This window comes from Arthrobacter sp. NPDC055138 (assembly GCF_053607305.1).
The window spans coordinates 1-26252 of the sequence record NZ_JBSGTH010000009.1 but is presented as its reverse complement, the minus strand read 5'-3'; the positions used below and the strand labels follow the sequence as shown (position 1 = coordinate 26252).

The 26252-nt window shown below is 67.3% G+C and carries 21 protein-coding genes; 12 read left to right on the top strand and 9 right to left on the bottom strand.

Annotated features, from left to right (window positions below; all coding sequences use genetic code 11):
• Positions 1-122: 122 nt before the first annotated feature.
• Both ACWF5H_RS17940 and ACWF5H_RS17935 read right to left on the bottom strand, forming a co-directional pair.
• Positions 123-1481, bottom strand: coding sequence for a hypothetical protein (locus ACWF5H_RS17940; protein ID WP_452038560.1), 1359 nt, complete (start codon positions 1479-1481; stop codon positions 123-125).
• Between the two features lie 95 nt (positions 1482-1576).
• Entirely contained in the window at positions 1577-2584 is a 1008-nt protein-coding gene (locus ACWF5H_RS17935) for a glycosyltransferase (RefSeq protein WP_452038559.1), read from the bottom strand.
• A 177-nt stretch (positions 2585-2761) separates the two neighbouring features.
• Here ACWF5H_RS17935 and smc point away from each other — a divergent pair, with 177 nt between their 5' ends.
• The 7 genes from smc to ACWF5H_RS17900 all read left to right on the top strand — a co-directional run bounded on the left by smc (position 2762) and on the right by ACWF5H_RS17900 (position 12925).
• Entirely contained in the window at positions 2762-6439 is a 3678-nt protein-coding gene (gene smc / locus ACWF5H_RS17930) for a chromosome segregation protein SMC (RefSeq protein WP_452038558.1), read from the top strand.
• A gap of 16 nt (positions 6440-6455) precedes the next feature.
• Positions 6456-7235, top strand: coding sequence for an alpha/beta fold hydrolase (locus ACWF5H_RS17925; RefSeq protein ID WP_452038556.1), 780 nt, complete (start codon positions 6456-6458; stop codon positions 7233-7235).
• Complete coding sequence (locus ACWF5H_RS17920) at positions 7232-7942, top strand: esterase/lipase family protein (RefSeq protein ID WP_452038554.1); 711 nt, start codon at positions 7232-7234, stop codon at positions 7940-7942. Before ACWF5H_RS17925 ends, ACWF5H_RS17920 begins: the two co-directional genes overlap by 4 nt.
• Positions 7943-8178: 236 nt before the next feature.
• A complete protein-coding gene (locus tag ACWF5H_RS17915) occupies positions 8179-9162 on the top strand; it encodes a 1-phosphofructokinase family hexose kinase (RefSeq protein ID WP_452038553.1) in 984 nt (327 codons plus the stop codon).
• The gene (surE, locus tag ACWF5H_RS17910) at positions 9159-9941 is read left to right on the top strand and encodes a 5'/3'-nucleotidase SurE (protein ID WP_452038552.1); all 783 of its coding nucleotides are present in this window, start codon (positions 9159-9161) and stop codon (positions 9939-9941) included. The genes ACWF5H_RS17915 and surE overlap by 4 nt, the downstream gene beginning before the upstream one ends.
• Before the next feature lie 39 nt (positions 9942-9980).
• The gene (locus ACWF5H_RS17905; protein WP_452038551.1) at positions 9981-12446 is read left to right on the top strand and encodes a molybdopterin oxidoreductase family protein; all 2466 of its coding nucleotides are present in this window, start codon (positions 9981-9983) and stop codon (positions 12444-12446) included.
• Complete coding sequence (locus ACWF5H_RS17900) at positions 12443-12925, top strand: hypothetical protein (RefSeq protein WP_452038550.1); 483 nt, start codon at positions 12443-12445, stop codon at positions 12923-12925. The genes ACWF5H_RS17905 and ACWF5H_RS17900 overlap by 4 nt, the downstream gene beginning before the upstream one ends.
• Before the next feature lie 7 nt (positions 12926-12932).
• On the opposite strand, the gene ACWF5H_RS17895 is transcribed toward ACWF5H_RS17900, so the two are convergent.
• Together ACWF5H_RS17895 and ACWF5H_RS17890 are read right to left on the bottom strand one after the other, a co-directional pair.
• Entirely contained in the window at positions 12933-14969 is a 2037-nt protein-coding gene (locus ACWF5H_RS17895) for a CocE/NonD family hydrolase (RefSeq protein ID WP_452038549.1), read from the bottom strand.
• Between the two features lie 116 nt (positions 14970-15085).
• Positions 15086-16375 carry an ATP-grasp domain-containing protein gene (locus ACWF5H_RS17890; protein ID WP_452038547.1) on the bottom strand — a complete coding sequence of 430 codons (1290 nt, stop codon included), beginning with the start codon at positions 16373-16375 and terminating at the stop codon, positions 15086-15088.
• 247 nt (positions 16376-16622) lie between these two features.
• On the opposite strand from ACWF5H_RS17890, the gene ACWF5H_RS17885 reads away from it, so the two are divergent.
• Complete coding sequence (locus tag ACWF5H_RS17885; protein ID WP_452038545.1) at positions 16623-17093, top strand: flavin reductase family protein; 471 nt, start codon at positions 16623-16625, stop codon at positions 17091-17093.
• A gap of 123 nt (positions 17094-17216) precedes the next feature.
• Here ACWF5H_RS17885 and ACWF5H_RS17880 read toward each other — a convergent pair whose 3' ends face one another.
• From ACWF5H_RS17880 to ACWF5H_RS17870, 3 genes are all read right to left on the bottom strand, one after another.
• Positions 17217-17684 (bottom strand): GatB/YqeY domain-containing protein, encoded by a 468-nt coding sequence (locus ACWF5H_RS17880; RefSeq protein ID WP_452038544.1) that lies wholly within the window; start codon positions 17682-17684, stop codon positions 17217-17219.
• A 66-nt stretch (positions 17685-17750) separates the two neighbouring features.
• Positions 17751-18485 (bottom strand): glutamine amidotransferase, encoded by a 735-nt coding sequence (locus ACWF5H_RS17875; protein ID WP_452038543.1) that lies wholly within the window; start codon positions 18483-18485, stop codon positions 17751-17753.
• Positions 18486-18643: 158 nt separating this feature from the next.
• Entirely contained in the window at positions 18644-19876 is a 1233-nt protein-coding gene (locus tag ACWF5H_RS17870; RefSeq protein ID WP_452038542.1) for a CHAD domain-containing protein, read from the bottom strand.
• 92 nt (positions 19877-19968) lie between these two features.
• Here ACWF5H_RS17870 and ftsY point away from each other — a divergent pair, with 92 nt between their 5' ends.
• The gene (gene ftsY / locus ACWF5H_RS17865; protein ID WP_452038609.1) at positions 19969-21177 is read left to right on the top strand and encodes a signal recognition particle-docking protein FtsY; all 1209 of its coding nucleotides are present in this window, start codon (positions 19969-19971) and stop codon (positions 21175-21177) included.
• Between the two features lie 171 nt (positions 21178-21348).
• Here ftsY and ACWF5H_RS17860 read toward each other — a convergent pair whose 3' ends face one another.
• Both ACWF5H_RS17860 and ACWF5H_RS17855 read right to left on the bottom strand, forming a co-directional pair.
• Positions 21349-22146 carry a hypothetical protein gene (locus tag ACWF5H_RS17860; RefSeq protein ID WP_452038541.1) on the bottom strand — a complete coding sequence of 266 codons (798 nt, stop codon included), beginning with the start codon at positions 22144-22146 and terminating at the stop codon, positions 21349-21351.
• Positions 22147-22241: 95 nt separating this feature from the next.
• Positions 22242-23507 (bottom strand): MFS transporter, encoded by a 1266-nt coding sequence (locus tag ACWF5H_RS17855; protein WP_452038540.1) that lies wholly within the window; start codon positions 23505-23507, stop codon positions 22242-22244.
• 324 nt (positions 23508-23831) lie between these two features.
• Here ACWF5H_RS17855 and ACWF5H_RS17850 point away from each other — a divergent pair, with 324 nt between their 5' ends.
• From ACWF5H_RS17850 to ACWF5H_RS17840, 3 genes are all read left to right on the top strand, one after another.
• Positions 23832-25151, top strand: coding sequence for an ammonium transporter (locus tag ACWF5H_RS17850; protein WP_452038538.1), 1320 nt, complete (start codon positions 23832-23834; stop codon positions 25149-25151).
• The gene (locus ACWF5H_RS17845) at positions 25148-25486 is read left to right on the top strand and encodes a P-II family nitrogen regulator (protein ID WP_364650514.1); all 339 of its coding nucleotides are present in this window, start codon (positions 25148-25150) and stop codon (positions 25484-25486) included. The genes ACWF5H_RS17850 and ACWF5H_RS17845 overlap by 4 nt, the downstream gene beginning before the upstream one ends.
• A 290-nt stretch (positions 25487-25776) precedes the next feature.
• On the top strand, positions 25777-26252 hold a 476-nt coding region (locus ACWF5H_RS17840), incomplete at its 3' end, for a hypothetical protein (RefSeq protein WP_452038537.1).

Below are 26252 nucleotides of genomic sequence, written 5' to 3'. Positions count from 1 at the left end.
TGTCGGGGACGGTCACCTGTACACGGAGAATCCGGTATGGGCACCCGAAGTCTTAACTATGCACCCCGCGCCAACGTTCCGCACATACGTACAATGGCATTGGTTTGTGGCAATTGTCTCTGCTACTGCACTGGGACGTGTTTCGCGTCACCCTTTAAGCGCTGGTCTGCAAGAAAAAGCACTGCGGCAAGGGTGCAGGCGATGGCGGGCCAATAGGAATAGCGGAAATCAGAGGCCGGGACGATCGGGATGTAACCGAGAAGGTAAAGAAGCGCAGACCAACCGAGCGCCGCGATCTGCGCGCGCAGATATTTCGCCTTGGGGAGCAGCACGATGATAGCTGCGGCTGCCGCCAGCCAGAACCACGCCCTGAAGAACCAAGGGAACGTTTTCGCACCCAATTCCACTACATAGTCGGACAAGATGTTGTCGGCTTTGGTGGGCTGCACATAGAAGGCGGCGGGAACCGCGTGGCGGCCCGCCGTCACCGGCGCAAACTCGCTCTTGCCGACGAACAGGAACCGGGCGTAGGTCTGCGCGCGGTAGTAGGCGTACCGGGCCGGGTGTGTGACGACGTGGCTCAACCAGAGGTCGCGTACTTCCGCCTGATAAGCGATCGGCTCGAACTGCTTGCCGGTTGCCCCCCGGCCATAGCACTTCCAGTAGGCATCCCAGATCACGTCTTGGGACTGACAGACATCGCGGGCGTGTAGCAACTTGTCTTCCAATTCCTGCGGGATGTCCGCGGCCCGTATCTCCCGGGCGGGCACGGTGAAGATGATGTCGTCGAGGAAGACTTGGGACAGCTGGCCGGTTGGCTTGGGCTGGAAAACCGCGTTGAAGGCCGAACCGGCCCCCAGCAACAGCACCAGGAAAGTGACCGCCGCGGCTGTGTAGCCGGCCAGTAGGCGCCTCCTGTTCGAGGTCAGCCGTTTGCGCAGCCCGGGCGATCCGTTCCGCCACGCCCGGTAGAGCAGGAAGACCAGCGGAAGGATCGCAAAGAAGGCGTTCTTGCGGACCATGGCCCCATAAAGCAAGAAGAGCAGGGACAGGGCCAGAAGCGGGTAGCGGAGGGTAGCGAATCGCTCGGCCAGCAAGATCAAGACCGTGCCGAGCAAGAACGCGATCATCATCTGCACGTCCTTCCACAGCACACCCAGGAATGTGACGGTGAACGGCAGCAGGGGGACAGCGAGGGCGAGCGAGGAAACTAACCGGCTCCGGGTGAGATCGTGCAGATAGACCGCCAGCAGCAGCGCCGCCAAGAACGTCAACCCGATCTGCACCAGCACCATCGAGCTGATTTCGCCGGTCAGCCTGTACAAGCCCGTCCAACTGACCGTCATGATGGCGGGGTGCCAGTCGTCCAGCGGGATCCGGCCGAGGACCTGCTTGAGCTGGTGGGCGGAATCATTGGTCATGCGGCCCGGCCGGTTAGCCACCCACAGAAAAGCGGTCGCCAACAGGGCGACGACACCCACAACCGAAAGCCACCAATAGTCCGGCGCCGTCCACGGGGTCCGCCCGCCGACGAGGCTGCCGGTGCTGCCGCGGGACGGGCGGGCGGATGCACCGGTCACTGTGTCTTCCCGTCGAAACGCACCGCTTCGGCGTCCGGCTGCAGTGCATCCGCATCCTGCGGGTGCGGGGGCGGCTCCAGACGCAAATAGGCCAGCCGGGCTGCTTCACGCCGCCCACGCTTCAAAGCGTCGAGGATGATGCCGATGCAGCCCACCAGGACGGCCATCCCCATCAAAGCGGCAGCCAGGATCGCCGTCGGGAAGCGGGGGACGAAGCCGGTTTCAAAATACTCCAGCACCACGGGAACCCCCACCCCGAGCGAGATCAATGCCAGCGCCGCGGCGATGATGCCATGGAAAAGGGTCGGCCGTTCATGGCGGACCAGCTGCACGATGAGATAGAGAATTTTTAAGCCGTCGGTGTAGGTATGGAGTTTGCTTTCGCTTCCCGCGGGCCGTTCACCGAATCCGATCTCGACCTCGGCCTGCGGCAGGCGCAGCGAGGTCATGTGCACTGTGAGTTCGGTTTCGATCTCGAATTTCTTGGAGACGGCGGGGAACGACTTAACGAAGCGGCGGGAAAACACCCGGTACCCGGACAACATGTCGGAAACCTGGGATCGAAAGAGGAGGCTGACCACCCGGTTGAACATCCGGTTGCCCATTTCGTGTCCCGGGCGGTAGGACCCGGCTTCTCCGGAGGAACGAACTCCCAGCACGTGATCGTACGGGCCTGCCAGCAGGGCTTCGATCATGCGTGGCAAGGCCGCTGCCTCGTAGGTGTCGTCGCCATCGATCGTGACGTAGATGTCGGCGTCGATGTCGGCGAATGCGCGCCGGAGAACGTTGCCCTTGCCCTTGCGCGCTTCGTGCCGGACGACCGCTCCGGCTGCCCTCGCCAGTTCCGCGGTGCGGTCTGAACTGTTGTTGTCATAGACGTAGACCGTGATCCCGGGGACAGCCAACTGGAGATCCCGGACTACTGCGGCTACCGTCGGTTCTTCGTTGTGGCAGGGAACAATGGCGGCAATGCGCTGCCCCGGAAAGCTGGCTGGATCTGACACGGGAGGTTGCACCTCTATCCGGACACGGCCTGGATTAGATCTCCGTGGCCAGTGAGACCGGCCACCTCCGCTAGGTACTACACCTGTTTGTCCGCCGGGACAAGGCCGTGGTGCCGGGGAATACGCGGTTGACACGGTAGATTGTTGCAAGGAAACGTCCGCCGCGGGAGACACAACGTGCATCTTAAATCTCTGACTGTGCGGGGCTTTAAGTCTTTTGCGTCGGCGACGACTTTCGACTTCGAGCCCGGCGTGACCGCTGTTGTCGGTCCGAACGGGTCGGGCAAATCCAACGTGGTGGACGCCCTCGCGTGGGTGATGGGGGAGCAGGGCGCCAAAACCCTGCGCGGCGGCAAGATGGAGGATGTCATCTTCGCCGGCACTGCAGGCCGGCCGCCGCTGGGCCGCGCGCATGTCTCGCTAACCATCGACAACAGCGACGGCGCGCTGCCGATCGAATACTCCGAAGTCACCATTTCCCGCACCCTGTTCCGTACCGGCGGCTCCGAATACGCCATCAACGGCAGCAGTTGCCGGCTGCTGGACATCCAGGAACTGCTCTCTGACTCCGGCCTCGGCCGCGAGATGCATGTGATCGTCGGCCAGGGCCAGCTGGACAAGGTCCTGCACGCCACCCCGGAGGACCGCCGCGGCTTCGTGGAGGAGGCTGCCGGCATCCTCAAGCACCGCCGACGCAAGGAAAAGACGGTGCGCAAGCTGGAGTCCATGCAGGCGAACCTGCAGCGGCTCACCGACCTCACCGGCGAAATCCGCCGCCAGCTGACCCCGCTCGGCAAGCAGGCCGAAGTGGCCCGCCGGGCCCAGCAGGTGCAGTTCGAAGTCCGCGATGCCCGGGCCCGGCTGCTGGCGGACGAGCTGGTGGAACTGAGCACCTCGCTGGAGCAGGAGGTGGCCGACGAGGCTGCGCTGAAGTCCCGGCAGGCCGAGGTGGAGAAGACCCTGGCGTCAGGCCGCAGCCGGCTGGCCGAACTGGAGCGGCTGGCGGCGGAGGCCACACCCAAACTCAATGCTGCGCGGGACAGCTGGTACCAGCTCTCGTCAACGCGCGAACGCTTCCGCGCGCTCGCCAGCCTTGCCAATGAACGACGGCGGCTGCTCGGCTCCGCCGACCAGGAACCGGACAGCGGACGGGACCCGGAGATTCTGGAGCAGCAGGCGGCCGAGGTCCGCGAGGAGCAGGCCGAGCTGGAGTTCGAGCTGGAGGACCGCCGCGAGGTATTGGACGACGCGATCGAAGCGCGCGCCGCGGCGGAACGGGACGCGCAGGACGAAGAGAAGCGGCTGACCAACATCCTGCGGGCCGCGGCCGACCGGCGCGAAGGGCTGGCCAAGCTGGCCGGCCAAGTGGGGGCGGCACGCTCCCGGGTGGAGTCTGCCGAGGCGGAGCTGGGCCGGCTCCGCACGTCGATCACCGAGGGGGAGGAACGCCGCCGCCACGCCCAGGCCGAGTTCACCGCGCTCGAATCCCAGGCGGCAGGGGTGGAAGAAGGCGAAGAAGGCCTGGACGCCGCCTATGAGGAGGCCAGCGACGAACTGGCAGAGATCGAAGCGGAACTGGAGCAGCTGCGGGCCGACGAACGCGAGGCCGAGCGCGAGCGCGATGCTCTAACCGCCCGCAAGGAGGCCCTTGAAGTGGGGCTGAACCGGCGGGACGGCAGCGAGACGCTGCTGGCCTCCGGCACCGACGGCGTGCTGGCCCCGCTGGCGGACCTCATCACGGTGGAACCGAGCTACGAGGCCGCCATCGCCGCGGCCCTGGGCCCGCTGGCGGAAGCCGTTGCCGTCGCCGACCCGGACGCCGCCGTCCGGGCACTGGAACTGATGAAGACCGACGACGCCGGTCAAGTAGACCTGCTCATCGCCGGCTCGGTTGTCGACCGGTCTCTACTCGGCGCTGGCGCGCCTCCATCGACCACCGGCGCCAGCGACCGATCTTCGGTGGTCGACCAAGGGAGCGCCAGCGACCGCGTGGAGACCCCGGCGGGCGCCATTCCGGCGAACAGCCTGGTCCAGGCCAAGCAGGGCGTAGAGGGTGCAGTCCGCGCGCTGCTGGCCGCCGTCGTCGTGGTGGAAGACCTCCACGCCGCCGCGCGCGTTGTTGCAGCCGACCCGGCGCTCACCGCGGTCACCCGCGAAGGCGACATTTTCACGTCCTGCTCCGCTCGGGGCGGCTCCGCCGGCGGCCCCAGCCTGCTGGAGGTCCAGGCCGCCGTGGACGAGACCGCGCAGCGGCTGGAGGCCGCGACGGCCCGCGGCGAACGGGCCAAGTTTGCGATCGCCGGCGCAGCCTCGCGCCGGGACGAAGCCAAGCTGCGGGCCGACGCGGCCCTGGAACAGTTGCACGAATCCGACGCCCGGCTGGCAGCCGTGGCCGAACGGCTGGGACAGCTCGGCTCAGCGCTGCGGTCAGCCACCGGCGAGAGCGAACGGCTGGCCAAGCTGGTGGCTGCCGCCGAGGCCAACATCGTGACAGAGCAGCAGAAGCTGGCCGAAATCACCGAACGCCTCGGCGCGGCACAGGCCGCCGAGGACGCTCCGGCTGAAGCCGAACCGTCCACCGACAAGCGTGATGCGCTCGCCGCCGCGGCTACCCACGCCCGCCAGGTGGAAATGGAAGCCCGGCTGGCGCTGCGTTCCGGCGAGGAACAGCTGACCGCCATCGGCAACCGCGCGGCGTCGTTGGAGCGGGCCGCCGCGACCGAACGCCATGCCCGGGCGCAGGCGGCAGAGCGCGCCCGCAAGCGCCGGCTGCAGGCAGCCAAGGCCGCCGCCGTGGCCCAAGGCGCGCAGCAGACGCTGGCCTGGCTCGACGTCTCGGTGGATCTGGCCGAACGGGAACGCGACGAGGCCGAAGAGGTCCGCGCTGCCTGGGAGACGGAGCTGTCCACCGTGCGCTCGTCCACCGACGCGCTCGCCACAGAACTACGGGACCTGACGGACACCGTGCACCGCGACGAACTGGCCCGGGCCCAGCAGCGGCTGAAAATCGAGGCCCTGCAGACCCGGTCCATCGAAGAGCTGGGCCTGACGCCGGACCATCTGATTGCCGAGTACGGGCCGGACCAGCCGGTGCCGGTCGCCACGGCGGCGTCGACCGACAAGTGGGCCGCGCTGCGGGCTCCGGTGGACGAGGCAGGCAATGACGTGGTCGAGGGCGTTCCGTTCGTGCGCGAGGAGCAGCAGAAGCGGCTCAAGAAAGCCGAACGGGATCTGGCCGCGCTGGGCAAGGTCAATCCGCTGGCGCTGGAGGAGTTCGCCGCGCTGGAGGAACGCCACCAGTTCCTGAGCACCCAGCTGGAGGACCTGAAGGCCACGCGCAAGGACCTGCTGGACATCATCAAGGAAGTCGACGAGCGGGTGGAGCAGGTCTTCACCGAGGCCTACCGCGACACCGCCGTGCAGTTCGAGCGGGTGTTCGGCCGCTTGTTCCCCGGCGGCGAGGGCCGGCTGGTGCTCACCGATCCGGAGGACATGCTCAACACGGGCATCGAGGTGGAGGCCCGGCCGGCCGGCAAAAAAATCAAGCGGCTGTCCCTGCTTTCCGGCGGCGAGCGCTCGCTGACTGCGGTGGCACTGCTAGTAGCGATCTTCAAGGCCCGCCCGTCGCCGTTCTACGTGATGGACGAGGTGGAAGCCGCGCTGGACGACACCAACCTGGGCCGGCTGATCACCATCTTCGAGGAGCTGCGCGAATCCAGCCAGCTGATTGTCATCACGCACCAGAAGCGCACCATGGAAGTGGCCGACGCCCTGTACGGCGTGACCATGCGGGGCGACGGCGTCACCACCGTGATCTCGCAGCGGCTGGAGCATGCCAAGGCTCTGGTGGACTAAAGCAGGGAGGCGGGCGATGGTAAAGATTCCGGGGGAAACGGCGCAGCTGCTGACCATCGACGGCTGCCGGCTTCGCGTCCGGACGGTCGGCTCCGGCCCGACGGTCTTCGTGCTGGTGCACGGGATCGGCGTTTCCGGCCGTTACTTTGAACCCCTCGCGACCGAACTCGCCCGGCACGGCACCGTCCACCTGGTCGACCTGCCCGGCCACGGCGGCCTGCCCAAGCCGGAGCGAACCCTCGACCTGGTGGATTTGGCCCGGTTGGTCCACGGCGCCCTGGACCGGCTGCGGATCGGGCCCGCGGTGCTGGTGGGCCACTCGATGGGCTGCCAGGTCGTCACCGAACTGGCCCTGCTGCACCCCGGGGCGGCCACCGCGGTGGTGCTGCTGGCACCGACTTCCAACCGCCGCGAGCGTACCGCGTGGAAGCAGGGTCTGCGGCTGTTCCAGGACGGCTTCCGGGAACCGCTGGCGGTGGACGCGATCGAAGTGACCGACTATCTGCGCTGCGGGCCGCGCTGGTACCTCTCCCTGCTGCCGGCGATGCTCGGCCAGAAGCTGGAGGACCGTATCGCCGGAGTGCGGGTACCGGTGCGGATCGTCCGCGGCAGCCGGGACCCGATCGTGCCGCTGTATTGGTGCCAGGAGCTGGCCGAGGCCCTGCCGGGCACCACGGTGGACAACATCGACGGCGAGGGGCATGTGATGATGTTCCGCTCACCCGGGCCGGTGGCGCAGCTGTGCTTGGTACCGGCTGGGCCCGGCGGGGACGCCGCCGTCGGGGACCGCTCGTGAACCGGCTGCTTCGGCTGCTCCGGGTGCTGCGGCGGGCCCTGGGCTGGCTGGAGGACTACATCTACCTCGGCCGACATCACGTCCGTGGATTCCTCGCCAGGGCCGACCCGGCACAGTACCGGGGGGACCGCGCGCACAGTGCGAGCCCCGTCGTCGTTATTCCGGGTATTTACGAGTCCTGGACCTTCATGCTCCCGTTGATTGAGCATGTCCACGGCCGCGGGCATCCGGTGCACGTGGTCGAGCCGCTGGGATACAACGTCGGCAGTATCGCGCGCATGGCGGACGTCGTGGGCGACTACCTGCGTGGGCAAGGCCTGGAGAACGTGACGATCATTGCGCACAGCAAGGGCGGCCTGATCGGCAAACTCTTGATGACGACGGCGGAGCCCGCCGGGCGAGTGCAGCGGATGGTGGCCATCGGGACCCCCTTTTCCGGTTCCCGCTACGCGGCGTTTGCCGTGACGCCGATGGTCCGGGCGTTCTCGCCGAAGAACCGGATGCTGCAGCAGCTGCTGGCGAACCTGGACGTCAACCACCGGATCGTGTCCGCCTACAGCGCCTTCGACCCGCACATTCCCGGCGGCTGCTGGCTGGAAGGCGGCGTGAACATCCGGCTGGAAACCACCGGGCACTTCAAAATCCTTGCCGAGAAACGCGTTCACGACATCATCGACCAGGTGTTGGCCGGCCAGACGCCGGAATAGCTGCGAGCGGGGCGCTGTCGGAGGTCGATGGAGGCTGGTCTCCACGCGCTCGCTGGCGCTCGCTTGGTCGACCACCGGGCGGTCGGCCCATTGTCCGGCCCGCCCACCGGCGTTAGTGTCGAAACCAAGGACCACTGCAGACGGATACCGGGCAGCGGCGTTGCCGTGTTGACTGCCCGAGCAAAGGAGGCAGGCATGACGACAACCAGGACGAACCGCTTGGATCGGGGTGCGCGATGGGTTCGGTAGTTGTTTTCGCCCCGTCGCCAGGACTGACCGTGACGGTGGAGGATGTCGACGGCAGCCCGGATATCCACTCTCATGCCGGCGGGCAGGGCGTCTGGCAGGCGCGGATGCTGACAGGCCTTGGCTCGTCGGTCACCATGTGCTCCGTCTTCTCCGGCGAAACCGGCACCGTCATCAGGCATTTGATCGCCGACGAGGGCGTTGAGGTAGTACCGGTGGAGGGGCAGGGCAGCAGCGGGGCCTATATCCATGACCGGCGGGAGGGCGCCCGGGAACTGGTGGCGGAGAGTCCGGGTGAAAAGCTGACCCGCCATGACCTGGACGAACTGTACGGGCAGACCTTGAAGGTCGGCATGGACGCCGGCACCGTGATCCTCAGCGGAGCAGTCCGCGAGGACGCCGTCCCCTCCGACGTCTACCGGAGACTCGCTGCCGATCTGGGCACCGCAGGCTGCCGGGTGATCGTTGACCTGACCGGCGACCGGCTCACCGCGGCGCTCGCCGGCGGCGTCTCGGTGGCCAAAATTGCCGACGACGAACTCACCGAGAGCGGGCGCGCCAGTTCGGACGAACCCGAGGCGATCATCGAGGCCATGCACGCCCTGCATGAGGAAGGGGCCGGCACGGTCATCGTGACCCGCGCGCATTTGCCCTCGCTGATGCTGCACGAGGACGAGCTCAGCCAGATCCTCGTGCCCGAGATGCAGAGCGTTGACACTCGCGGCGCCGGGGATTCGTTGACCGCCGGGGTGGCCGCCACGCTGGCCGACGGCGGGTCGATGCACGAGGCGGTGGTGCTGGGCACGGCCGCCGGCGCGCTAAACGTCACCCGCCATGGCCTCGGCACCGGCGAAGAGGGCGCCATCCGCAACCTGACCAAGCTGGTGACGGTCTCGGCCTACCAGTCCGAGGAGCCGCCAGCTGACCAGCAGGCCAGTCCGGACGAACTGGCCCGAAAGGTCTGGAAACAATGAACACGCCGAAGATGGTCCTGATCACCAACGACGACGGCATTGACTCACCGGGGTTGCATGCCTTGGCCGCCGGCGCTTTGGAGGCCGGCCTGAACGTGACCATCGCGGCCCCGGTCACCGAAGCCAGCGGCAGCAGCGCCTCCATCACGGCCTGGGAGGACGAGGGCCGCATCCGGGTTGAGCAGCGGACGCTGGAAGGGCTCGAGTCCGTGCCGGCTTTCGCCGTGCACGGCACCCCCGGATTCATCTCCATGATCGCCACGCACGGCGCCTTTGGCGACCGGCCCGACCTGGTGCTCTCCGGGGTGAACCGCGGGGCGAACGTGGGCCGGGTGATCCTGCACTCGGGCACCGTGGGGGCCGCGCTGACCGCGGGGGTGAACGGCGGACGCGGCATGGCAGTTTCGCTGGACACCGGCCTGAACCCGGAGGGGCTGAACTGGGAGACCGCCGCGCTGCTGGCCACCGGGTTGCTGCCGTACCTGATGGACCAGCGCGCCGGCACCGTCCTGAACCTCAACGTGCCGAACGTGGACGGAACCGTGCTGCCCGAATTCCGGACCGCGACGTTGGCCGAGTTCGGCATCGTGCAAACCACGGTGGCCGAACGGGGCGAAGACCATCTCCGGTTGGCCATCGCGGACAGCCAGGAGCTGGCCCCACCGGAAAGCGACTTCGCACTGCTGGCCGCCGGCTTCGCTACGGTGACCGGAATCCAGCCGGTCACCGAAAGCCACTTGCCGGACTTCTCCGCGGTCGCGGACCGTCGTCGTTCCTAAAAATCAGTTCCCTGACACCGCGGAGCAACCGGAGGCACCATGACCCGCAGAGACCGGATAGCCGAGCCATGGGGGACACGGACCCCGTACGCCGCCGGGCAGGACTGGCCGGTGCGGGTGGACATGTACCTGCAGGACGGGCTGGAGCCGGAGGACGTGGACCGATGGGTGCAGACGGCCTCCATCCTGCACTCGAACGGGGACGCCCTGGACATTGCGGTCAAGGACGGCCGGATGGCTGGGGTGCGCGGGCGGGCCACCGACCGGGTCAATCACGGGCGGCTGGGACCCAAGGACCTCTATGGCTGGCAGGCGAACGCATCACCGGACCGGTTGACCAAGCCGCTCATTCGGGAGAACGGCAAGCTGGTGGAAACCGACTGGGACACGGCCATGGACCGGGTGGTGGGCCGGACCAAGGAGCTGCTGGACGAACAGGGCGGCAGCGCCATCGGTTTCTACACCACCGGTCAGCTGTTTGCCGAGGAGTACTACACGCTGGGCCTGGTAGCCCATAAAGGGCTGGGCACCAGCCATGTGGACGGCAACACCCGGCTGTGTACGGCGACGGCAGCGGCGGCGCTGAAGGCGTCGTTTGGCTGCGACGGCCAGCCCGGATCCTATACGGACATCGACCACGCGGACGTCATCGCGCTCTACGGGCACAACATGGCGGAGACCCAGGTGGTGCTGTGGTCCCGGGTGCTGGACCGGCTGGCCGGCCCCAACCCGCCGAAAATCGTCTGTATCGATCCGCGGTCCACGCCGGTGGCGAAGGCCGCGACCGTGCACCTGGCGCCCCGGCCGGGCACCAATGTGGCGCTGATGAACGGCCTGCTGCACGAGATCATCGCCAACGATTGGGTGGACCACGAGTACGTCACGGCCCATGCCGTGGGCTACGAGGAACTGGAACAGCGGGTGAAGGAGTATCCGCCGGAGCTCGCGGCGGACGTCTGCGACGTCCCGGTGGAAAAGATCCGCGAAGCCGCCCGTGTACTCGGCGGTGCCGAGCGGCTGTTCTCCACCGTGCTCCAGGGCTTCTACCAGTCCAATCAGGCCACCGCCGCCGCAGTCCAGGTCAATAACATCAACATCGTCCGCGGGATGCTCGGCAAACCCGGCTGCGGCATCCTGCAGATGAACGGCCAGCCGACGGCGCAGAACACCCGCGAATGCGGCGCCGACGGCGACTTCCCGGCCTTCCGCAACTGGTCCAACGACGAGCACGTCAAGGATCTGGCCAGGCTATGGAATGTTGACCCGATGGCGATCCCGCACATGTCGCCGCCCACGCACGTGATGCAGATGATGCGGTACGTGGAGGACGGGTCCATCCGGATGCTCTGGGTCAGCGGCACCAATCCCGCTGTTTCGCTGCCGGAGCTGCGCCGGATCCGCTCGATCCTGGAACAGGAGCGGTTGTTCCTGGTGGTGCAGGACATCTTCCTCTCCGAGACCGCGCAGCTGGCGGACGTGGTGCTTCCAGCGGCGACCTGGGGCGAGAAGACCGGCACCTTCACCAACGTTGATCGGACCGTCCACCTGTCGGAGAAGGCGGTGGATCCGCCGGGGGAGGCGCGACCCGACCTGGATATCTTCCTGGATTACGCCCGGCGGCTGGATCTACGGGACAAGGACGGCGGCCCGCTGGTGAAATGGCACGACCCGGAATCGGCCTTCGAAGCGTGGAAGGAGTGCACGCGCGGCCGGCCCTGCGACTATACCGGCATCACCTACCAGAAGCTGCGCGGCGCTTCGGGCATCCAGTGGCCCTGCAACGAGGACAACCCGGACGGCACCGAACGGATCTATCTGGACGGCCAGTTCTGGAGCGCGCCGGACTACTGCGAAAGCTACGGCCGGGACCTGCTCACCGGCGCCCCGCTGGAGCCGGACGAGTACAAGGCGCTGAACCCGGACGGCAAGGCGCTGCTCAAAGCCGCTGACTATTTGCCGCCGCATGAGTTGCCCAGCCAGGACTTCCCGCTGCAGCTGATCACCGGACGGACGCTCTACCACTTCCATACCCGGACCAAGACCGGCCGGGCACCGCAACTGCAGGCGGCGGCTCCCGATGTCTGGGTGGAAATGTCCCCGGCCGATGCGGCCGCCTACGGCATTGCCGAAGGGGACCTCGCCGAGGTGGCAACGCCGCGGGGGTCCGTGCAGGCCCAGGTGCGGATCAGCGGCATCAGGGACGGCGTGCTCTTCCTTCCCTTCCACTACGGCTATTGGGACACGGATGGCGGCCACCAGCCCGACGGCGCCGGGCGAGCGGCCAACGAACTGACCATCACCGACTGGGATGCCGCGTCTAAGCAGCCCATCTATAAGACCGCCGCGGCCCGGCTCAAGAAAGTTGGTGCCGGCGACGGACCGGCACCGGCTCCCACCACCACGGCCTCCGCGCCGGTCGGGGCGATTGGCCGGCAGACGGCCGGAGGCGACAGCGCCGGCGCTGACGAAGAGCTGCAGACGACCCATGGGGGAGGACTGTCATGAGGATTGGCCTGGTGCTGGAAGAGCTGCACCGATCCGAAAACGACCTGGCCCACGAACTGCTTCAGATTTCCGAACGGCACAAGGTGGACCACGAGATCTACCACCTCGGCCGCGACCTGGCCCGCTGGTCGCAGCAGCACGTGCGGGAGATCGCCGAGATCGGCCGGCAGTACGGGCTGGACCTGGACGCGGAGCCGACGGACGAGGGGGCCTGGGCCGAACGGATCCGGGAAAAGGGCAGTGAACTCCTGGGCCGCCGCGGCGACGTCGGCTTACTGCTGCTGCGCGACCTGCGGGAGGTCTATATGAAGGCGTCCGGGGTCTCCGCCGACTGGGAAATGCTGGCGCAGGCGGCCCAGGGCATCAAACACACCGACCTGCTCGGGGTGGCGCAGAAGTGCCACCCCGAGACGGTGCGCCAGATGCACTGGGCCAACTCGAAGCTCAAGGAGTCTTCGACCCAGATCCTGATCAGTTGAGCGCGGGTCAGACCAGCTGCCGCGGGATGCTGCGCTGCCAGTTCTGCGAGTAGACGCGGGGATTGCCCTTGTCCTCGTCCAGCTCGTACGCATCCAACTGTGCGTTCACCACAAAATCCGTCGGCGTGGAGGTCAGCACGGTCCTAGTCTGCACCTCGACCCGCCAGTCGCCGCGTTCGTAGCGGCGGATGGTCTGGGTCTCGCCGCGGACCGAATTCACGTCGTTCCCGCGGGAGCTATACCACTCGTTGCTGACCCGCCGGATGTCCGTGCCGGTTTCGTCGATCCGGAACCGGCCCTGGTCATTGATAATCTCCACCGTCGACGTGCCCGACTCCAGATCGCGGATGGTCCGCCAGTGGTGGTTGCCCGGGTTCAACAGCGTGGTGGCCAGCTCCGGAGCCGCTTCCGGCTCCGCGAAGGGACGCAGCTCGCCGTCGTCGGCCCGCGGTTTACGCACCGGGATGTCCAGGGTGCCGCCGGAGAAGATGGTGACGGTGGCCGGTTCCGGCGCCGGCCACACCAACGGCCAGTACGACGTCGAGACCGACAACCGCAGCCGGTGCCCGGTCGGGAACGACTGCGCCAGCCCGTTGAGGGGAATCTCGATCCGGTAGCGCTCGCCGGGTTCCAGCGGCTGCGGCTGCTCGCTGCCGTCGCGGTGAGTCAGGTTGAGCAGGCCGTAGGTGACCCGGGTGGCCTCGCCGTGCGGCGCCACATCGGAGAGTCGGACCACCAGCTGGGCGACAGGCTTGTCCGAGGCGACTTCAAACGCGGCTACCGGCCGGCCGAAGACTTCAAGATCATCCTCCAGCGGTTCGGTCTCGTAGACCAGCGAGCCGCCGTCCTCTTCGCGCTGGTCGGAGGGCAGGTCGGGCAGCGCCGCGTAGGACGCCCACTTGCCGGCGAACATGCCCACGCTCAGCGGCGAGAGCAGGTCGACGCCGCCGCCGGGCTCCACCGGCGAGCCTTCCGGGAACAAGCCGTAACGGCCCAGCTGCCAGCGCTGATTCTCGATGTTCGGCGACGGCCAGGACGGTTCGGCCACCCAGTGGCCGGGACGGTCCTCATAGGAGGGCTCGGGGGAGACCGCGTCCTGCATCCAGGCCCGGACCATCGGCTCGTCCATCATGCCGGTGTCTTTGTCCTTCAGCCAGTGGTCCCACCAGCGCACCGCCTCCTGCAGGAAGCCGATGGCCGGACCGGGCACGCCCAGATGCGGGTACTTGTGCCCCCAGGGGCCGATCAGGCCCTGGCGCGGCACGTCCAGGTTCTCCATCAGGCGGAAAATGGCGTTGGTGTAGCCGTCCGCCCAGCCGCCCACGGCCATGACCGGGATCTTCACCTGCGAGTAGTCTTCACAGACCGACGCCGGCTTCCAATACTCGCCGCGGGTCTGATTTTCCAGCCAGGTCTCCAGCCAGAGGCCGCTGCCGGAAAGCCGCTCCTGCCACATCTCGCGCCAGCGCTCGCCGACGATTTCCGGGTCCGGCGGCAGGCTGTTGAAGGCAAACATCACGGTGGCCTCGGAGAGGTTGTCGGCCAGCAGGCAGCCGCCCATGTAGTGCATGTTGTCCACGTACAGGTCGTCGGTGGCCGAGGCACTGATGATCGCCTTCAAGGCCGGAGGCTGGCGGGCGGCCATCTGCAGGCTGTTGAAGCCGCCCCAGGAGATACCCATCATTCCCACCTTGCCGTCGCACCACGGCTGGTCGGCCAGCCAGGCGATCACGTCCTCGGCGTCTTCGTGTTCCTGCGGCCGGTATTCGTCAGTCATCACGCCGTCGGAATCGCCGCTGCCGCGCATGTCCACGCGGACGCTGATGTAGCCGTGGCCGGCCATATAAGGATGGTTCAATTCGTCGCGGCCGCGGGAGTTGTCCCGCTTGCGGTACGGGATGTATTCGAGGATGGCCGGCACCGGAAGTTGCTCGGCACCCTCCGGCATCCAGATCCGCGCCGCCAGCCGTGCGCCGTCGCGCATCGGAATGAAGACGTTTTCGATGGCATGGACTGTGTGCGGAAAGTTCTCGATGGTTTTCATGCAGTGCTCAGTGCTCCTTTCGGCTGTTCTCTGCACCAGGGGCCCGCACCGGGTGCGGATGCGCAGGATACGCGTGTGCCGGGCCGCGTGGCTGCGGCCCGGCACACGCAGCGGGGCTATGCGGCGGCGACTGCCTCGAACTCGAACGGCAGCAAGTCGACCGCGGCGTTGTAGCGCTCCACCAGCTGGTCGCGGTCGTCGGCGCCCACATACAGGATGCCGATGACGTAGCGGTAGCTGTCCTGGTTGGGCAGTTCGGACAACCGGTCGCCCACCTGCGCCTGCAGGGTGAAACTGGCCTGCGGGATCCGCTTGGCCAGCCGGGCTATGTCCAGCTCGCCCGGGACGCTGGTCACGATGGCGTCTTCGTCGTGGAAGACCATGCACTGGGAGGCGACGGCGAATTCACCCTTGCGGTGCGGCATAGACGGTTCGACGCCCTGCGCAATGTCGATGGCGACCTCGTGGTTGGACACGCCGTCCACCTTGGCGAAGAGATCGCTGTGCGACTGGGAAATGCGGGTGTTGAACTCGATCAGCCAGAGCTGATCCTCCGCCTGGTCCCACATGAATTCGGCGTTGAAGCAGCCGTTGTCGAAACCAACGTGCCGCAGGTACCGCTCGGCCAGGTCGATCATGCGCTGCTGGACAGCCTCCGGGACGCTGTTCGCCGGGTAGTCCAGCCGTTCGAAGCTGGTCCCGGCGGCGTCCTTGTGCATGTCGAAGACGCCGTGGACGTTGTACGAGCCGCGGAACATGGTGCCTTCGGGGGCGGCCTGGGTTCCGGCGACGAACTGTTCGGCCAGACAGGTGTTCCCGCCGGCATTCTGCAATTCCGCCGGCAGATCCACCATCTTCAGGACCTCGTTGAAGGCATCCCCGACCTGCTCGATCTCCGCCCGGATCTGCCCGATGGCGTGATTGAAGTCTTCTTCGCTGCGGATCTCGAATCCGAGGTTGGACGAGTGCGCCTTCACCGGTTTGACCCAGAAGGGGAACGGAATGTCGATCTGCTGCAAAGCATCGTCGTCGAACGGATCAAAGGAGGCGAACTGCGGAACTACCTCGGGGATGGACGCCTGCTGCTCCAGCCGGCTCCAATACTTGTGTTCGCATTTGAGCACGCTCTCCAGCGACGGCGCGGCGATGCCGTACTCCTTGGCGAGGATGGGGCCGATGACGCTGGTGGGGAAATCCCAGTGGGAGACGATCGCGTCCACGCTGCCGTCGAATTCGCGCAACTGCCGACGTGCTGCCTCCAGCAAGCCCTGGAAATCGATCTCCTGCGCGCCGACCAGTCGGTCGTAGTCCAGCAGGCTGTGGAAAGTGTAGTTCTCGGCTCCGCGGACGGTCTCAAGTTCGCCGGCCTGAAAGTCGGTCAGTCCCAGAATAAATACGTTCTTCAAATCATGCCTCCCGTTGTTGGTGGTGACCCTCATGGGCCGTGCAGGTGCACAGGCCGTGGAAAGGATCGGTTGATCGGGTGGGGTCTTTCGACCCAACCACGCACCAGATGGGCCGTCAAGGCACCGGGCGGGCCGGAAGGGTGGGGCCGGACAGGACGCCCGCCGCCGTCGAGGGGGCAGGCAGGGCCGCTGTGATTTACGGCATGATGGGGAGATGGCGCAGAAACAGGCACCGTCGGAGCAGCCCATGAGCGACTTCTCGAAGGGCTTTGACTACCCGATGTATGTGGTCACCGCCGTGGGCGGCGGCGAGCGGTCCGGCTGCCTGGTTGGCTTCGCCACGCAGTGCAGCCTGAAGCCAGCACTGTTCTTGGTCTGCATCTCGCAGCTGAACCACACCCATCCGGTGGCGTTGGAGGCCACCGTCCTCGCGGTGCATGTGCTGGCGCGCAGCCAACGGGCGCTCGCAGAAATCTTCGGCGAAACCACCGGTGACCAGGTGGACAAGTTCTCCCGCTGCGACTGGGAGCCGGGGCCGGAGGACGTTCCGCTGCTGGCGGACGCTGCGCGGGTCATGGTGGGCCGGGTGGTGAAAAAAGTGGATCTGGGCGACCACACCGGCTTCCTGTTGGCGCCGATTGAGACTCGCGGGGGAGAGGCCACCGACCTTTTGTCCTTCAGCGACGTCAAGGATTTCGACGCCGGCCATCCCGCCTAGCGCCCGCCATCCTGCCTGACGCCTGCTATTCCGCTTAGCGCCCGCCATCATGCCTGACGCCTGCTATCCCGACGCCGGCTTCCCGCCCAGGGCTCGGGGCGGCGAGTGAACCGTGCCGGGCCGTTACTGCTGGGCCAGCCGTCCGCGGACCATCTCGCTGACCGCTTTGCCGTTGTAGCGGCCGGCGACCTTCTCGGTGACCGGCTTCATCACCGCTCCCATCTGGCGCATGGACAGTTCCACTCCGTCTGCCTTGAGACCGGCGATGGTGCTGTCCACAATCTCCGCCACCTCGGCTTCGCTCAACGGCTTGGGCAGGTATGCCTCGATGATGTCGGCTTCCGCGCTCTCTGCAGCGGCCCGTTCCGACTCGCCGGCTTCGGTATAGATCCGGGCGGTATCGCGGCGTTTGGCCGCCTCCTTCTGCAACAGGGTAGTGATCTGGGCATCGTCCAGCTCCACCGGCGTCTTGCCTGACTTTTCCTTGGTGGTGATCTCGCCCAGCACATTGCGGACGGTGGTCAGCGCCGTCTTGTTCCCGGCCTTCATATGGGCGACGACGTCGGCCTGCAGCTGCTCTTTCAAAGTCACGTCAGTTTCCTTGCTTCGGTGTAGGTGGTCAGTGGGTGGGTCGGTTCTGTGGGATCGGTTGTGCCGTCAGTCGGTGGCGTAGCGGGTGACGAAGTTGTGCAGGATTCGCTGCGGCACGGACACCGTCTTGTTGCGCACCTGCTCCATCACAGCCTCCGCTTGGTCGGGCGGAAAGTAGCCTGCATCCCGGTAGATCCAGATCCGGGTCAGCAGGCCTTCGGTATCCAATTCGGCGTGAAACTGGGTGGCGTAAAGGTTGTTCTGGAGCCGGAACATTTGGTACGGGCAGTGCTCCGATGCGGCCAGATGGACCGCGCCCGCGGGCAACACGGAACAGGCTTCTTTGTGTCCCACGAAGGCGCTGAATTCCCGCGTCAGGCCGGACAGCAGGGGATCGGCGGCACCGTCGTCGGTCAACACTACCTGGACTGCGCCGATCGGCTCACCGTATTGCCGGTCCACCACTCCGCCGCGGTGCCGTCCCAGCGTGCCCACGCCGTAGCAGGCTCCCAGGAATGGATAATCGCGGGCGACGACGGTGTCCAGCAGTTGCTCCAGCTCGGCTTCCACCCGCAGCTGGACGGACGACTTGGTTGCGTCGTCGTCGCTGGAAGTGAACGGGCTGCCGCCCAGGATGATGCCGCTGTAGTCGTCCAGATTGATGGCCGGCATCGGCCCGGCTTCCAGCCGAACCCGGCGCAGCTGATCCGGCTCCAGACCACCGAATCGGGCGAAGGCCGCATATTCCTCATCGGCTGCGGTGTCGTCGGCCCGTGTGGCCAGCAGCAGGAACGGCTTCATGCGTTGATCGTACAGTCGCCGTGCGGTCTGCCGGTACGGAAGGTGGTGGGCGCGGTCGCCTGATGCGTCCGGCCGTAGCTGCTGCTGCCCCGGTCGGGCGGCCCGGCCGCCGCGCGCGGTCGGGCAGCCCTACCGCAGGCAACCATGCCGCCAAGCGCTCAGGCAGGCTTCCACGGTTTGTCCCAGCTCTTCGGTTTGGCCGAGGGGAAGCGGCGCCAGAGCGTCTGGAACTCTGACACCGCCTCCTGGGCCGCCGCCTGTTCGAGGGCGTCAAGACGGCCGTAGAGGAAGGTATCCTCGCCGTCGTAGGCTGCCTTGGCCGCCACTCGGCGCAGCAGTTGGCGTGCCACCACGGCATCTTGGTGTTCGCCCAACACGCTCTGAATTTCATGGGCCGCTTGGCCCAAGTCCGCGGCGCCGATGGGGGAGAGTACCGCCGCCGCTTCGGCGGCATAGCGCAGCCGCTTGGCCCGTTTGCGGGCCTCATGCAGCGCTAGTTCCGCCTGTTCCGAGCCCTCCGGGGCGGCGATGGCGGAGCTGGCTGCTGCGCGCAGACGCTTGAACTGCCGGCCCACTAGCCGGGGCACAACCTGCCGGACGGGTTCGGAGGCCAGCGGGGCCAGTTGCGGCTGGCCCAGCCAGGCCTCGATGTCCTTCACAAGCCGGCGGTAACGCTTGCCGTTGAGGGCCCGCACCACCTGCCGGTGTCCGGCGTGCAGCCGTTCCGCCAGCTCGGCGTTCAGACGGCGGACGGCAGGTGCCGTGCCGGGAGCGCCCGGCACTACCCTCCGCTCCAATTGCCGGTCCAACTGCAGGTCCAGATCCGCGCGTGCATTCCCGGGCGCCTCGTCCGTTCCGTCCCCGTCGTCGGACCCGGCCGTCCCGCCGTTGTCCCGCTCGCGGCCCCGGGCCTCGCCGTTGGCCCGGGCCTCGCCGTCGGCCTGGGCCTCGCCGTCGGCCTGGGCCTCGCCGTCGGCCTGGTCTTCGACGGCGACGGCCAGCAACTGCCCCAGGCGTTCGGCCTGCACCTCCGCGTCCCTGGCGGCAGCCAGTTCGCCGGCGAGCCACTTCAGTTCGGCCTGCAGCAGGTCCGGCGGCGGGTCCAACAGTTTCCGGTAGGCCTTCAAGACCGAGCGCAGCCGGCGGGTCGCGGTGCGTAGCTGGTGCACGGCATCCGGGGCGTTCCGCCGGGCGGGCCCGGCCAGTTCCTTGAGTTGAAGAAAATGCCCGCGGGCAGCATGCAGCAGCAAGTCGCCGGCCGGGCCTTTGAGGCTCGGTTCGGCGTGCGGTGGCAGCGGCGGCGCACCCTGCTCGTGGCCCGCCGATGCGCCCCGCTCGTGGTCTGGCTGTGCAGCCTTCGGCCCGCCCTGGTCCGAGCCTTTGGTGGACATGCCCGCAGTGTACCGCGGACGGAAATCGGTCCTCCGGCGCGCCTGCACGGCGGGCCGTGGTGGCCGGTAGGCTAGACCCCGTGGACGCAACCATGATCATCATTTACGTAGTCATCGCCATCGCCGTCATCGGCCTCGTGGCAACTCTTTTGCTGCGCGGGCGCAGGACTCCGCCGGGCACCTACACCACCACCCGGGACGCCAACGACCCGGCCGCGCCGCCGGCCGGGGGCGGCACCGACACACTGGAAGCGCCCCGCGGACCAACGGCCACGGCACCGCCCATCGGGGTGCCGACCGAAGAGGAACCGCTGCCGGTCGGCGTCGAAATTCCGGAGGACGCCGCGGCGCTGGAGACCATTCCGGTGGAAACACCGGCGCCGGTGCAGGGCCGCCTGGCCCGGTTGCGCGCCCGGCTGGTCAAGTCCAACAACGCGCTGGGCAAGGGACTGCTGGCGCTGCTCGCGAGCGACAAGATCGACGAGGACGTCTGGGACGAAATCGAAGAGACCCTGCTGCTGGCCGACCTCGGCACGGACCCGACGCTGGAACTGGTGGACGCGCTCAGGGACCGGGTGAAGGTGGAGGGCAGCCGGAACCCGGAGCAGGTCAAGGCCATGCTGCGCGAGGAACTGATCAAGCTGGTGGACCCGTCCATGGACCGGTCGCTGGCCGTGATGCGCCACGCCGACCGCCCCGCCGTGATGATGGTGGTGGGCGTCAACGGCGTCGGCAAGACCACCACGGTGGGCAAGCTGGCCCGCGTGCTGGTGGCCGAGGACAAGGACGTGATCCTGGGCGCCGCGGATACCTTCCGTGCGGCCGCGGCCGAGCAGCTCGCCACCTGGGGCTCGCGCGTGGGAGTTCCCACGGTGAAGTCCGACGTCGATGGTGCGGACCCAGCCTCCGTCGCCTTTGAGGCGGTCAAGGCCGGCATCGACCAGGAAGTCGACGTGGTCATGGTGGACACCGCTGGCCGCCTGCAGAACAAGGTGGGCCTGATGGACGAACTCGGCAAGGTCAAGCGAGTGATCGAAAAGCAGGCCACGGTCGATGAAGTCCTGCTGGTGCTGGACGCCACCACCGGCCAGAACGGGCTGAACCAGGCCAAGGTCTTCGCGGAGGTCGTCAACATCACCGGTATCGTGCTGACCAAGCTCGACGGCACCGCCAAGGGCGGCATCGTGGTGGCCATCCAGCGCAGCCTGGGCGTGCCGGTGAAGCTGGTGGGCCTGGGCGAAGGCGCCGACGACCTGGCCCCGTTCGAAACCGAAGACTTCGTGGACGCGCTGCTGAACTAGTTGGACGTGCCGCTGAACTAGTTGGACGCGCTGCTGAACTAGTAGGCCGCGGTGCCCACTAAGGCGCCGCCCGCTATGGGCAGCGCACACCCAGCGCACACCGCACGACGGCGATCCCTCCTGCCGGGCCTGACGCCCGGTGGGAGGGATTTTCCTTTAAATCGCGGTGGATTAAGCCGCAGTGGAGCGCAGGCTCTGCCGACGCTTCGTCGACTGCGCGCCCGCTTCGGACGATACGCCCGGGGTGCGGAGGGCGATGAGCAAACCCCAGAGCACCGCGGCGATGGCCAGCAGCGTGACGTCCACGCTGCCTCCGGCCTCCGGACCGAGGAGCCAGCTGATACCGAGCGACACGGCGCTGAAGCTCAGCACGGTCCGCAGAAGAGCACGCGCCGGGGGCCAGAGCGCATGCAGCAGGCTTGCCGCGGCCAGCGTCAGGCCCAGGGCGCCTTGGACCGGCCAGTGGTCGATGCCCATAGTCCAGTATTCGGGCTCTGACCCTGTGGTGCGGGAAAAGTTGAGCGCGTACCAGGCGTAGGCGGCCCAGAAGGGGAGGGCCAGCACGGCCAGCACGAGCAGCGGCCAGTCCACCGACAACACCGGCTTCTGGTACCGAGTGTCGGCCCGTCGGGCGGACCACAGCAGGCCGAGGGTCATGACGCCTAGCACCCCGGCCATCACCACCGGGCCGAAGCTGAAGCCGAGCAATGCACCAAGGAGGAGCGCCGCCGTCGTGAGCCACAGCAGGGCGAGGACCGGCCAAACGTCCCGTGGCCGGAACACAGCCCAGCCGAATGGGAGGGCCACTGCGAAGGTGGTGAGGACGCCCCAGCTGCTCTCCAGCGCCGCAACCTCGGCGAAGAAGGAATCCTCAACGAACATGGTTGACAGATCGATCACTCCGAAACCGGGCAGCACGGCCCAGAAAAGCACCGCGAACCCCGCGAAAATGCGTCCCCCAACGGTCATGGGTCAGAGAATAGCGGTGCACACGGTGCTTGGCTACAGACGCGAGCCTGGCGCAGAAACTGCCGTTTGCCGGCGGTCTTGCCGGGTGGCGCGGGTCAGTCCGCCGCAGCTTCCTTGACGGGTTTCATCAGCGTCTCTCGGCCGAACACCAGCCAGAGCAGGGCGGAGGCCAGCATGACCGCACCGGTGACGCCGAAGGCCCAGGCATAGTTAAGCCGGTCGGCCAGCATTCCGGCCAGGACCGGGCCGATGATGGCCCCGGCATCGGTGCCCATCTGGAAGACGGCCAGCACCTTGCCGCCGGTGCGGTCATTGCCGATGATGTCGCCGACGGCGGCCTGCTGCGCCGGCCCGAGCAGCCCGGATCCGAAGCCGGCAATCACTGAGGCCGCCACGAAGGCCGGTACGGAATCGATGAAACCGATGGCTGCGATGGCAAGTCCGGCGACAGTGAGTCCGGCGACCACCAGCGGGCGGCGGCCGACGTTGTCCGCGAGTCGGCCGGAGAAGGTCAGGGCCATCGCGTTGCCGACGGCGAAGACGGCCAGCGCCAGGCCGGCGGTCGCCGGACCGGCACCCAGCACGGCCGCAGCGAACAGCGGAATGAGTGCCATCCGGACGCCGAAGGTGGCCCAGCCATTGGCGAAGGCTGAGACGACGGCGGCGCGATAGCCGGGATCCGACAGCGCCTCGCGCAGATCCATCGCGACCGGCGCCGGCCCGTCGTCGGCGGTCCTGGGGGCGGGCTTCTTCAGCAGGACGGCGACGACGGCGGCCGCCACGACCAGGGCCACGGCATAGACCACGAAAGGCATCCGGAGGCCGAACCCGGCCAGCAGGCCACCGACCACCGGCCCCAGGATGCCGCCCATCAGGAAGGTGCCCGCGTAGAGGCTGGAGACCCGGCCGCGTCCGTTCGGCGGGGCCAGCCTGAGGATCAGCGCCATGGCCGACACCGTGAACATGGTTGACCCCAGGCCGCCGAGGCCGCGGAAGATCAGCAGCTGCCAATAGTCCTGCGCCATCGCGCAGGCTCCGGTCGAAGCGGCCACAATCAGCAGCCCGGTGAGGTAGACGCGGCGCTCGCCCCAACGGCCCACCAGCACCCCGCCGGCGGGAGCGAACACCAGCCGGGCGAAGGCAAACACACTGACAATCACGCTCGCGGCCGCCACGCCGACGTCGAAACTGGCGGCGAACTGCGGCAGCACCGGCGCCACCAAGCCGTATCCGAGCGCGATCACAAAGGCTGCCGCAATCAGGACCTTGATATCCCGCGGCAGCGGAGTCTGCGCTTCCCGGCCCGGGCGTTGCAGACCGGGCAGGCGGATATGGCGCTCCGTGCGGCGTGAAACTGGCATGTCATCAAGCCTAGCCCGGTTAAATTGGCGTCCTCGTGACAGTGGCCCGGGGCCACGGCCACTCCGCGCACGACCGGGTGGGCAGCGCCGTCGTTCGTAGCAGGTGCCACCCCACATGTGCCACGCCGCGGTCGGAATCGGGCGCCGCCGTCGTGCGTTTGCCACCGCCGTAACACTGCCGAAACACGCCGGACAAGCCGGTTTTACCTGGGCGGGTTTCTTGTAACACTCCCGCAATGCACGCTCCGGTTTGCCGAAACACGTCGTCGTCAGGCTTGAGTCAGCGGCGGGAAGCTACCTGCCGAAGGACGAGAGGACGTGAAGATGGATCTGTCAGCAGGTCACGTCTGGGTAATGATTTCGGCAGCCTTGGTGCTGCTCATGACGCCGGGATTGGCGTTCTTCTACGGCGGCATGACGAGGGCCAAGTCGGCCCTGAACATGATGATGATGAGTTTTTCCGCGATCGCGCTGGTTGCGGTGGTCTGGGTGCTCTGGGGTTACTCCATGAGCAGCGGCGAGGGAGTGGCTCAGCTCTTCGGCAATCCGATCGCCGCCTTCGGCCTTGAGTCGCTGCTGAACACCGAAGACCTGATTGGCGCAGGCTACGGTGCCACATTCGCGATCATCACGGTGGCGCTCATCTCCGGCGCCATCGCCGACCGGGCAAAGTTCGGCGCGTGGGCGCTCTTCGTACCGATCTGGGTCACGCTGGTGTACTGCCCGCTGGCCTTCATGATCTGGGGCGGGGGACTGCTCGGCGCTGAAGGAGCCATCGGCGCGTGGGCCGGAGAAGCAATCGACTTCGCCGGCGGCACCGTGGTGCACATCAACGCCGGCGTGGCCGGCCTGATCCTGGCCCTGATCCTGGGCAAGCGCAAGGGCTTCGGCAAGGACCCGGCCCAGCGCCCGCACAACATTCCGCTGGTGATGCTTGGCGCCGCTCTGCTGTGGTTCGGCTGGTTCGGCTTCAACGGCGGCGCGGCAGGTTCGGCCGAGGAAGCCGGGCTGATTTGGGTCAACACCATGGCCGCTCCGGCAGCCGCCATGCTGGGCTGGCTGGTGACCGAGCGCATCCGCGACGGCCGTCCCACCTCGCTGGGGGCAGCATCCGGCGTGGTTGCAGGCCTAGTGGCCATCACCCCGGCCTGTGCGAACGTCTCCCCGGTGGGCGCAGTTGGCCTGGGCTTGGTGGCCGGCGTGCTGGCAGCGCTGGCGGTCGGGCTGAAGTACCGGTTCGGTTATGACGATTCGCTGGACGTGGTGGGTGTCCATCTGGTGGCGGGCCTGGTCGGCACGCTGGCCCTGGGCTTCATCGCCCTGCCAGTCGAGGGTGTTGGCGGCGGCCTCTTCTACGGCGGCGGCGTCGCCCAACTGTGGGCACAGACCGTGGCCGCAGTGGTATCCGTGGTGTTCTGCGCGGTGCTCACCGTCCTCATCGGGCTGGCGATCCACAAGACCATCGGCTTCCGGGTGACCGAAGAGCAAGAGGTCACTGGCGTGGACCTGACCCAGCACGCCGAATCCGCCTACGAGTTCGGCGGCCTGGGGACCGGCGGCACGTTCATCCCACACCCGGCTACCGACCGCAGCGCGCATGACGCGGGCGCCCGATCCGCCATCAAGGAAGAGGTCAACGCATGAAACTGGTGACAGCGATCATTCGGCCGCAAAAGCTCGACGCCGTCCGCAACAGCTTGGAAAGCTACGGCGTCCAGGGCCTGACCATCAGCCAGGCAAGCGGATATGGCCGGCAGCGCGGTCACACCGAGGTTTACCGCGGCGCGGAATACACCGTGGACCTGCTGCCCAAGATCCGGATCGAAGTGCTGGTCGCGGACGAACAGGCGGACGACATCGTCGATGTCCTGGTCGCCACGGCCAATACCGGCCACGCCGGCGACGGCAAGGTCTGGCTGGTTGACGTCCACGAAGCCGTGCGGGTGCGCACCGGCGAACGTGGTGAGGCAGCCATCTAGGCCGCGTACTCTCCGACAGTTCCAAAGCCCGGTTGCTTTGGCCGCCCCTGTGGCGGCCGGGCAGCCGGGTTTTTGGTGTGCGCGCATGGAATGGTTTGCTATGCGCTGGAATCGAGATCACCCGACGAACCAGTTGGCGACTTGTCCTATTCAGGCGGGTCTTCTCCTTCATAAGACGCTCGTCACCTTCGGCAGCGGTGTTGTCCTACACAGGGCCAAATCAACTGGCGCTTTTGCACATAGGCCGAACATCCGTTCTACCAGGAGCTTGCGCTGCGTAGCGTTGAAGCATGGCAGCGGAACCGTTGGACGAGGCGCAGGAGCCGGAGGAGCACTCCGGCTCCGGCTCCTGCGCCTCTCCGTCGGACTCCCCGTCGACGCCTTCTTCCGACCCCGCGCTCGTGTCCTCTCAAGAGCCCTCCGATGGCGATTCCAGTTCCAGCGACGGCGCCGCTGACGGGCTAGTCGAAGTCGGCGACACCACTGGCTCAAAGGAAACTCCTGATGCACTTGCTGCTGGAACAGGCACCATGGGACAGGAAGATATCGCCCCGGTCGAGATGCCTCCGGCGCGCGAGTTGTGGGAGGAGGACTGGCGGGAACTGGAACCGGCGGAACTGGCCGGGCTGCTCGCCGGCACCGACCCCGAGACCCTGGACGACTGGTCCGTACTCGAATACCTCAAAGCCGTCCGCAAACACGAGGCCTGGACCCAGTCCCGCCGCACCCACGGCCTGCACCGGATGGCCGTGCTCCGGCCCGCCAC

Excerpts from the sequence above, each read along its gene's own strand:
- ACWF5H_RS17875 (WP_452038543.1), bottom strand. The coding sequence starts at position 18,485 with ATGAAGCCGTTCCTGCTGCTGGCCACACGGGCCGACGACACCGCAGCC.
- ACWF5H_RS17915 (WP_452038553.1), top strand. The coding sequence starts at position 8,179 with ATGGGTTCGGTAGTTGTTTTCGCCCCGTCGCCAGGACTGACCGTGACG.
- ACWF5H_RS17855 (WP_452038540.1), bottom strand. The coding sequence starts at position 23,507 with ATGCCAGTTTCACGCCGCACGGAGCGCCATATCCGCCTGCCCGGTCTG.
- surE (WP_452038552.1), top strand. The coding sequence starts at position 9,159 with ATGAACACGCCGAAGATGGTCCTGATCACCAACGACGACGGCATTGAC.
- ACWF5H_RS17895 (WP_452038549.1), bottom strand. The coding sequence starts at position 14,969 with ATGAAAACCATCGAGAACTTTCCGCACACAGTCCATGCCATCGAAAAC.
- ftsY (WP_452038609.1), top strand. The coding sequence starts at position 19,969 with ATGATCATCATTTACGTAGTCATCGCCATCGCCGTCATCGGCCTCGTG.
- ACWF5H_RS17850 (WP_452038538.1), top strand. The coding sequence starts at position 23,832 with ATGGATCTGTCAGCAGGTCACGTCTGGGTAATGATTTCGGCAGCCTTG.
- ACWF5H_RS17845 (WP_364650514.1), top strand. The coding sequence starts at position 25,148 with ATGAAACTGGTGACAGCGATCATTCGGCCGCAAAAGCTCGACGCCGTC.
- ACWF5H_RS17925 (WP_452038556.1), top strand. The coding sequence starts at position 6,456 with ATGGTAAAGATTCCGGGGGAAACGGCGCAGCTGCTGACCATCGACGGC.
- ACWF5H_RS17860 (WP_452038541.1), bottom strand. The coding sequence starts at position 22,146 with ATGACCGTTGGGGGACGCATTTTCGCGGGGTTCGCGGTGCTTTTCTGG.
- ACWF5H_RS17900 (WP_452038550.1), top strand. The coding sequence starts at position 12,443 with ATGAGGATTGGCCTGGTGCTGGAAGAGCTGCACCGATCCGAAAACGAC.
- ACWF5H_RS17870 (WP_452038542.1), bottom strand. The coding sequence starts at position 19,876 with ATGTCCACCAAAGGCTCGGACCAGGGCGGGCCGAAGGCTGCACAGCCA.
- ACWF5H_RS17885 (WP_452038545.1), top strand. The coding sequence starts at position 16,623 with ATGAGCGACTTCTCGAAGGGCTTTGACTACCCGATGTATGTGGTCACC.
- ACWF5H_RS17905 (WP_452038551.1), top strand. The coding sequence starts at position 9,981 with ATGACCCGCAGAGACCGGATAGCCGAGCCATGGGGGACACGGACCCCG.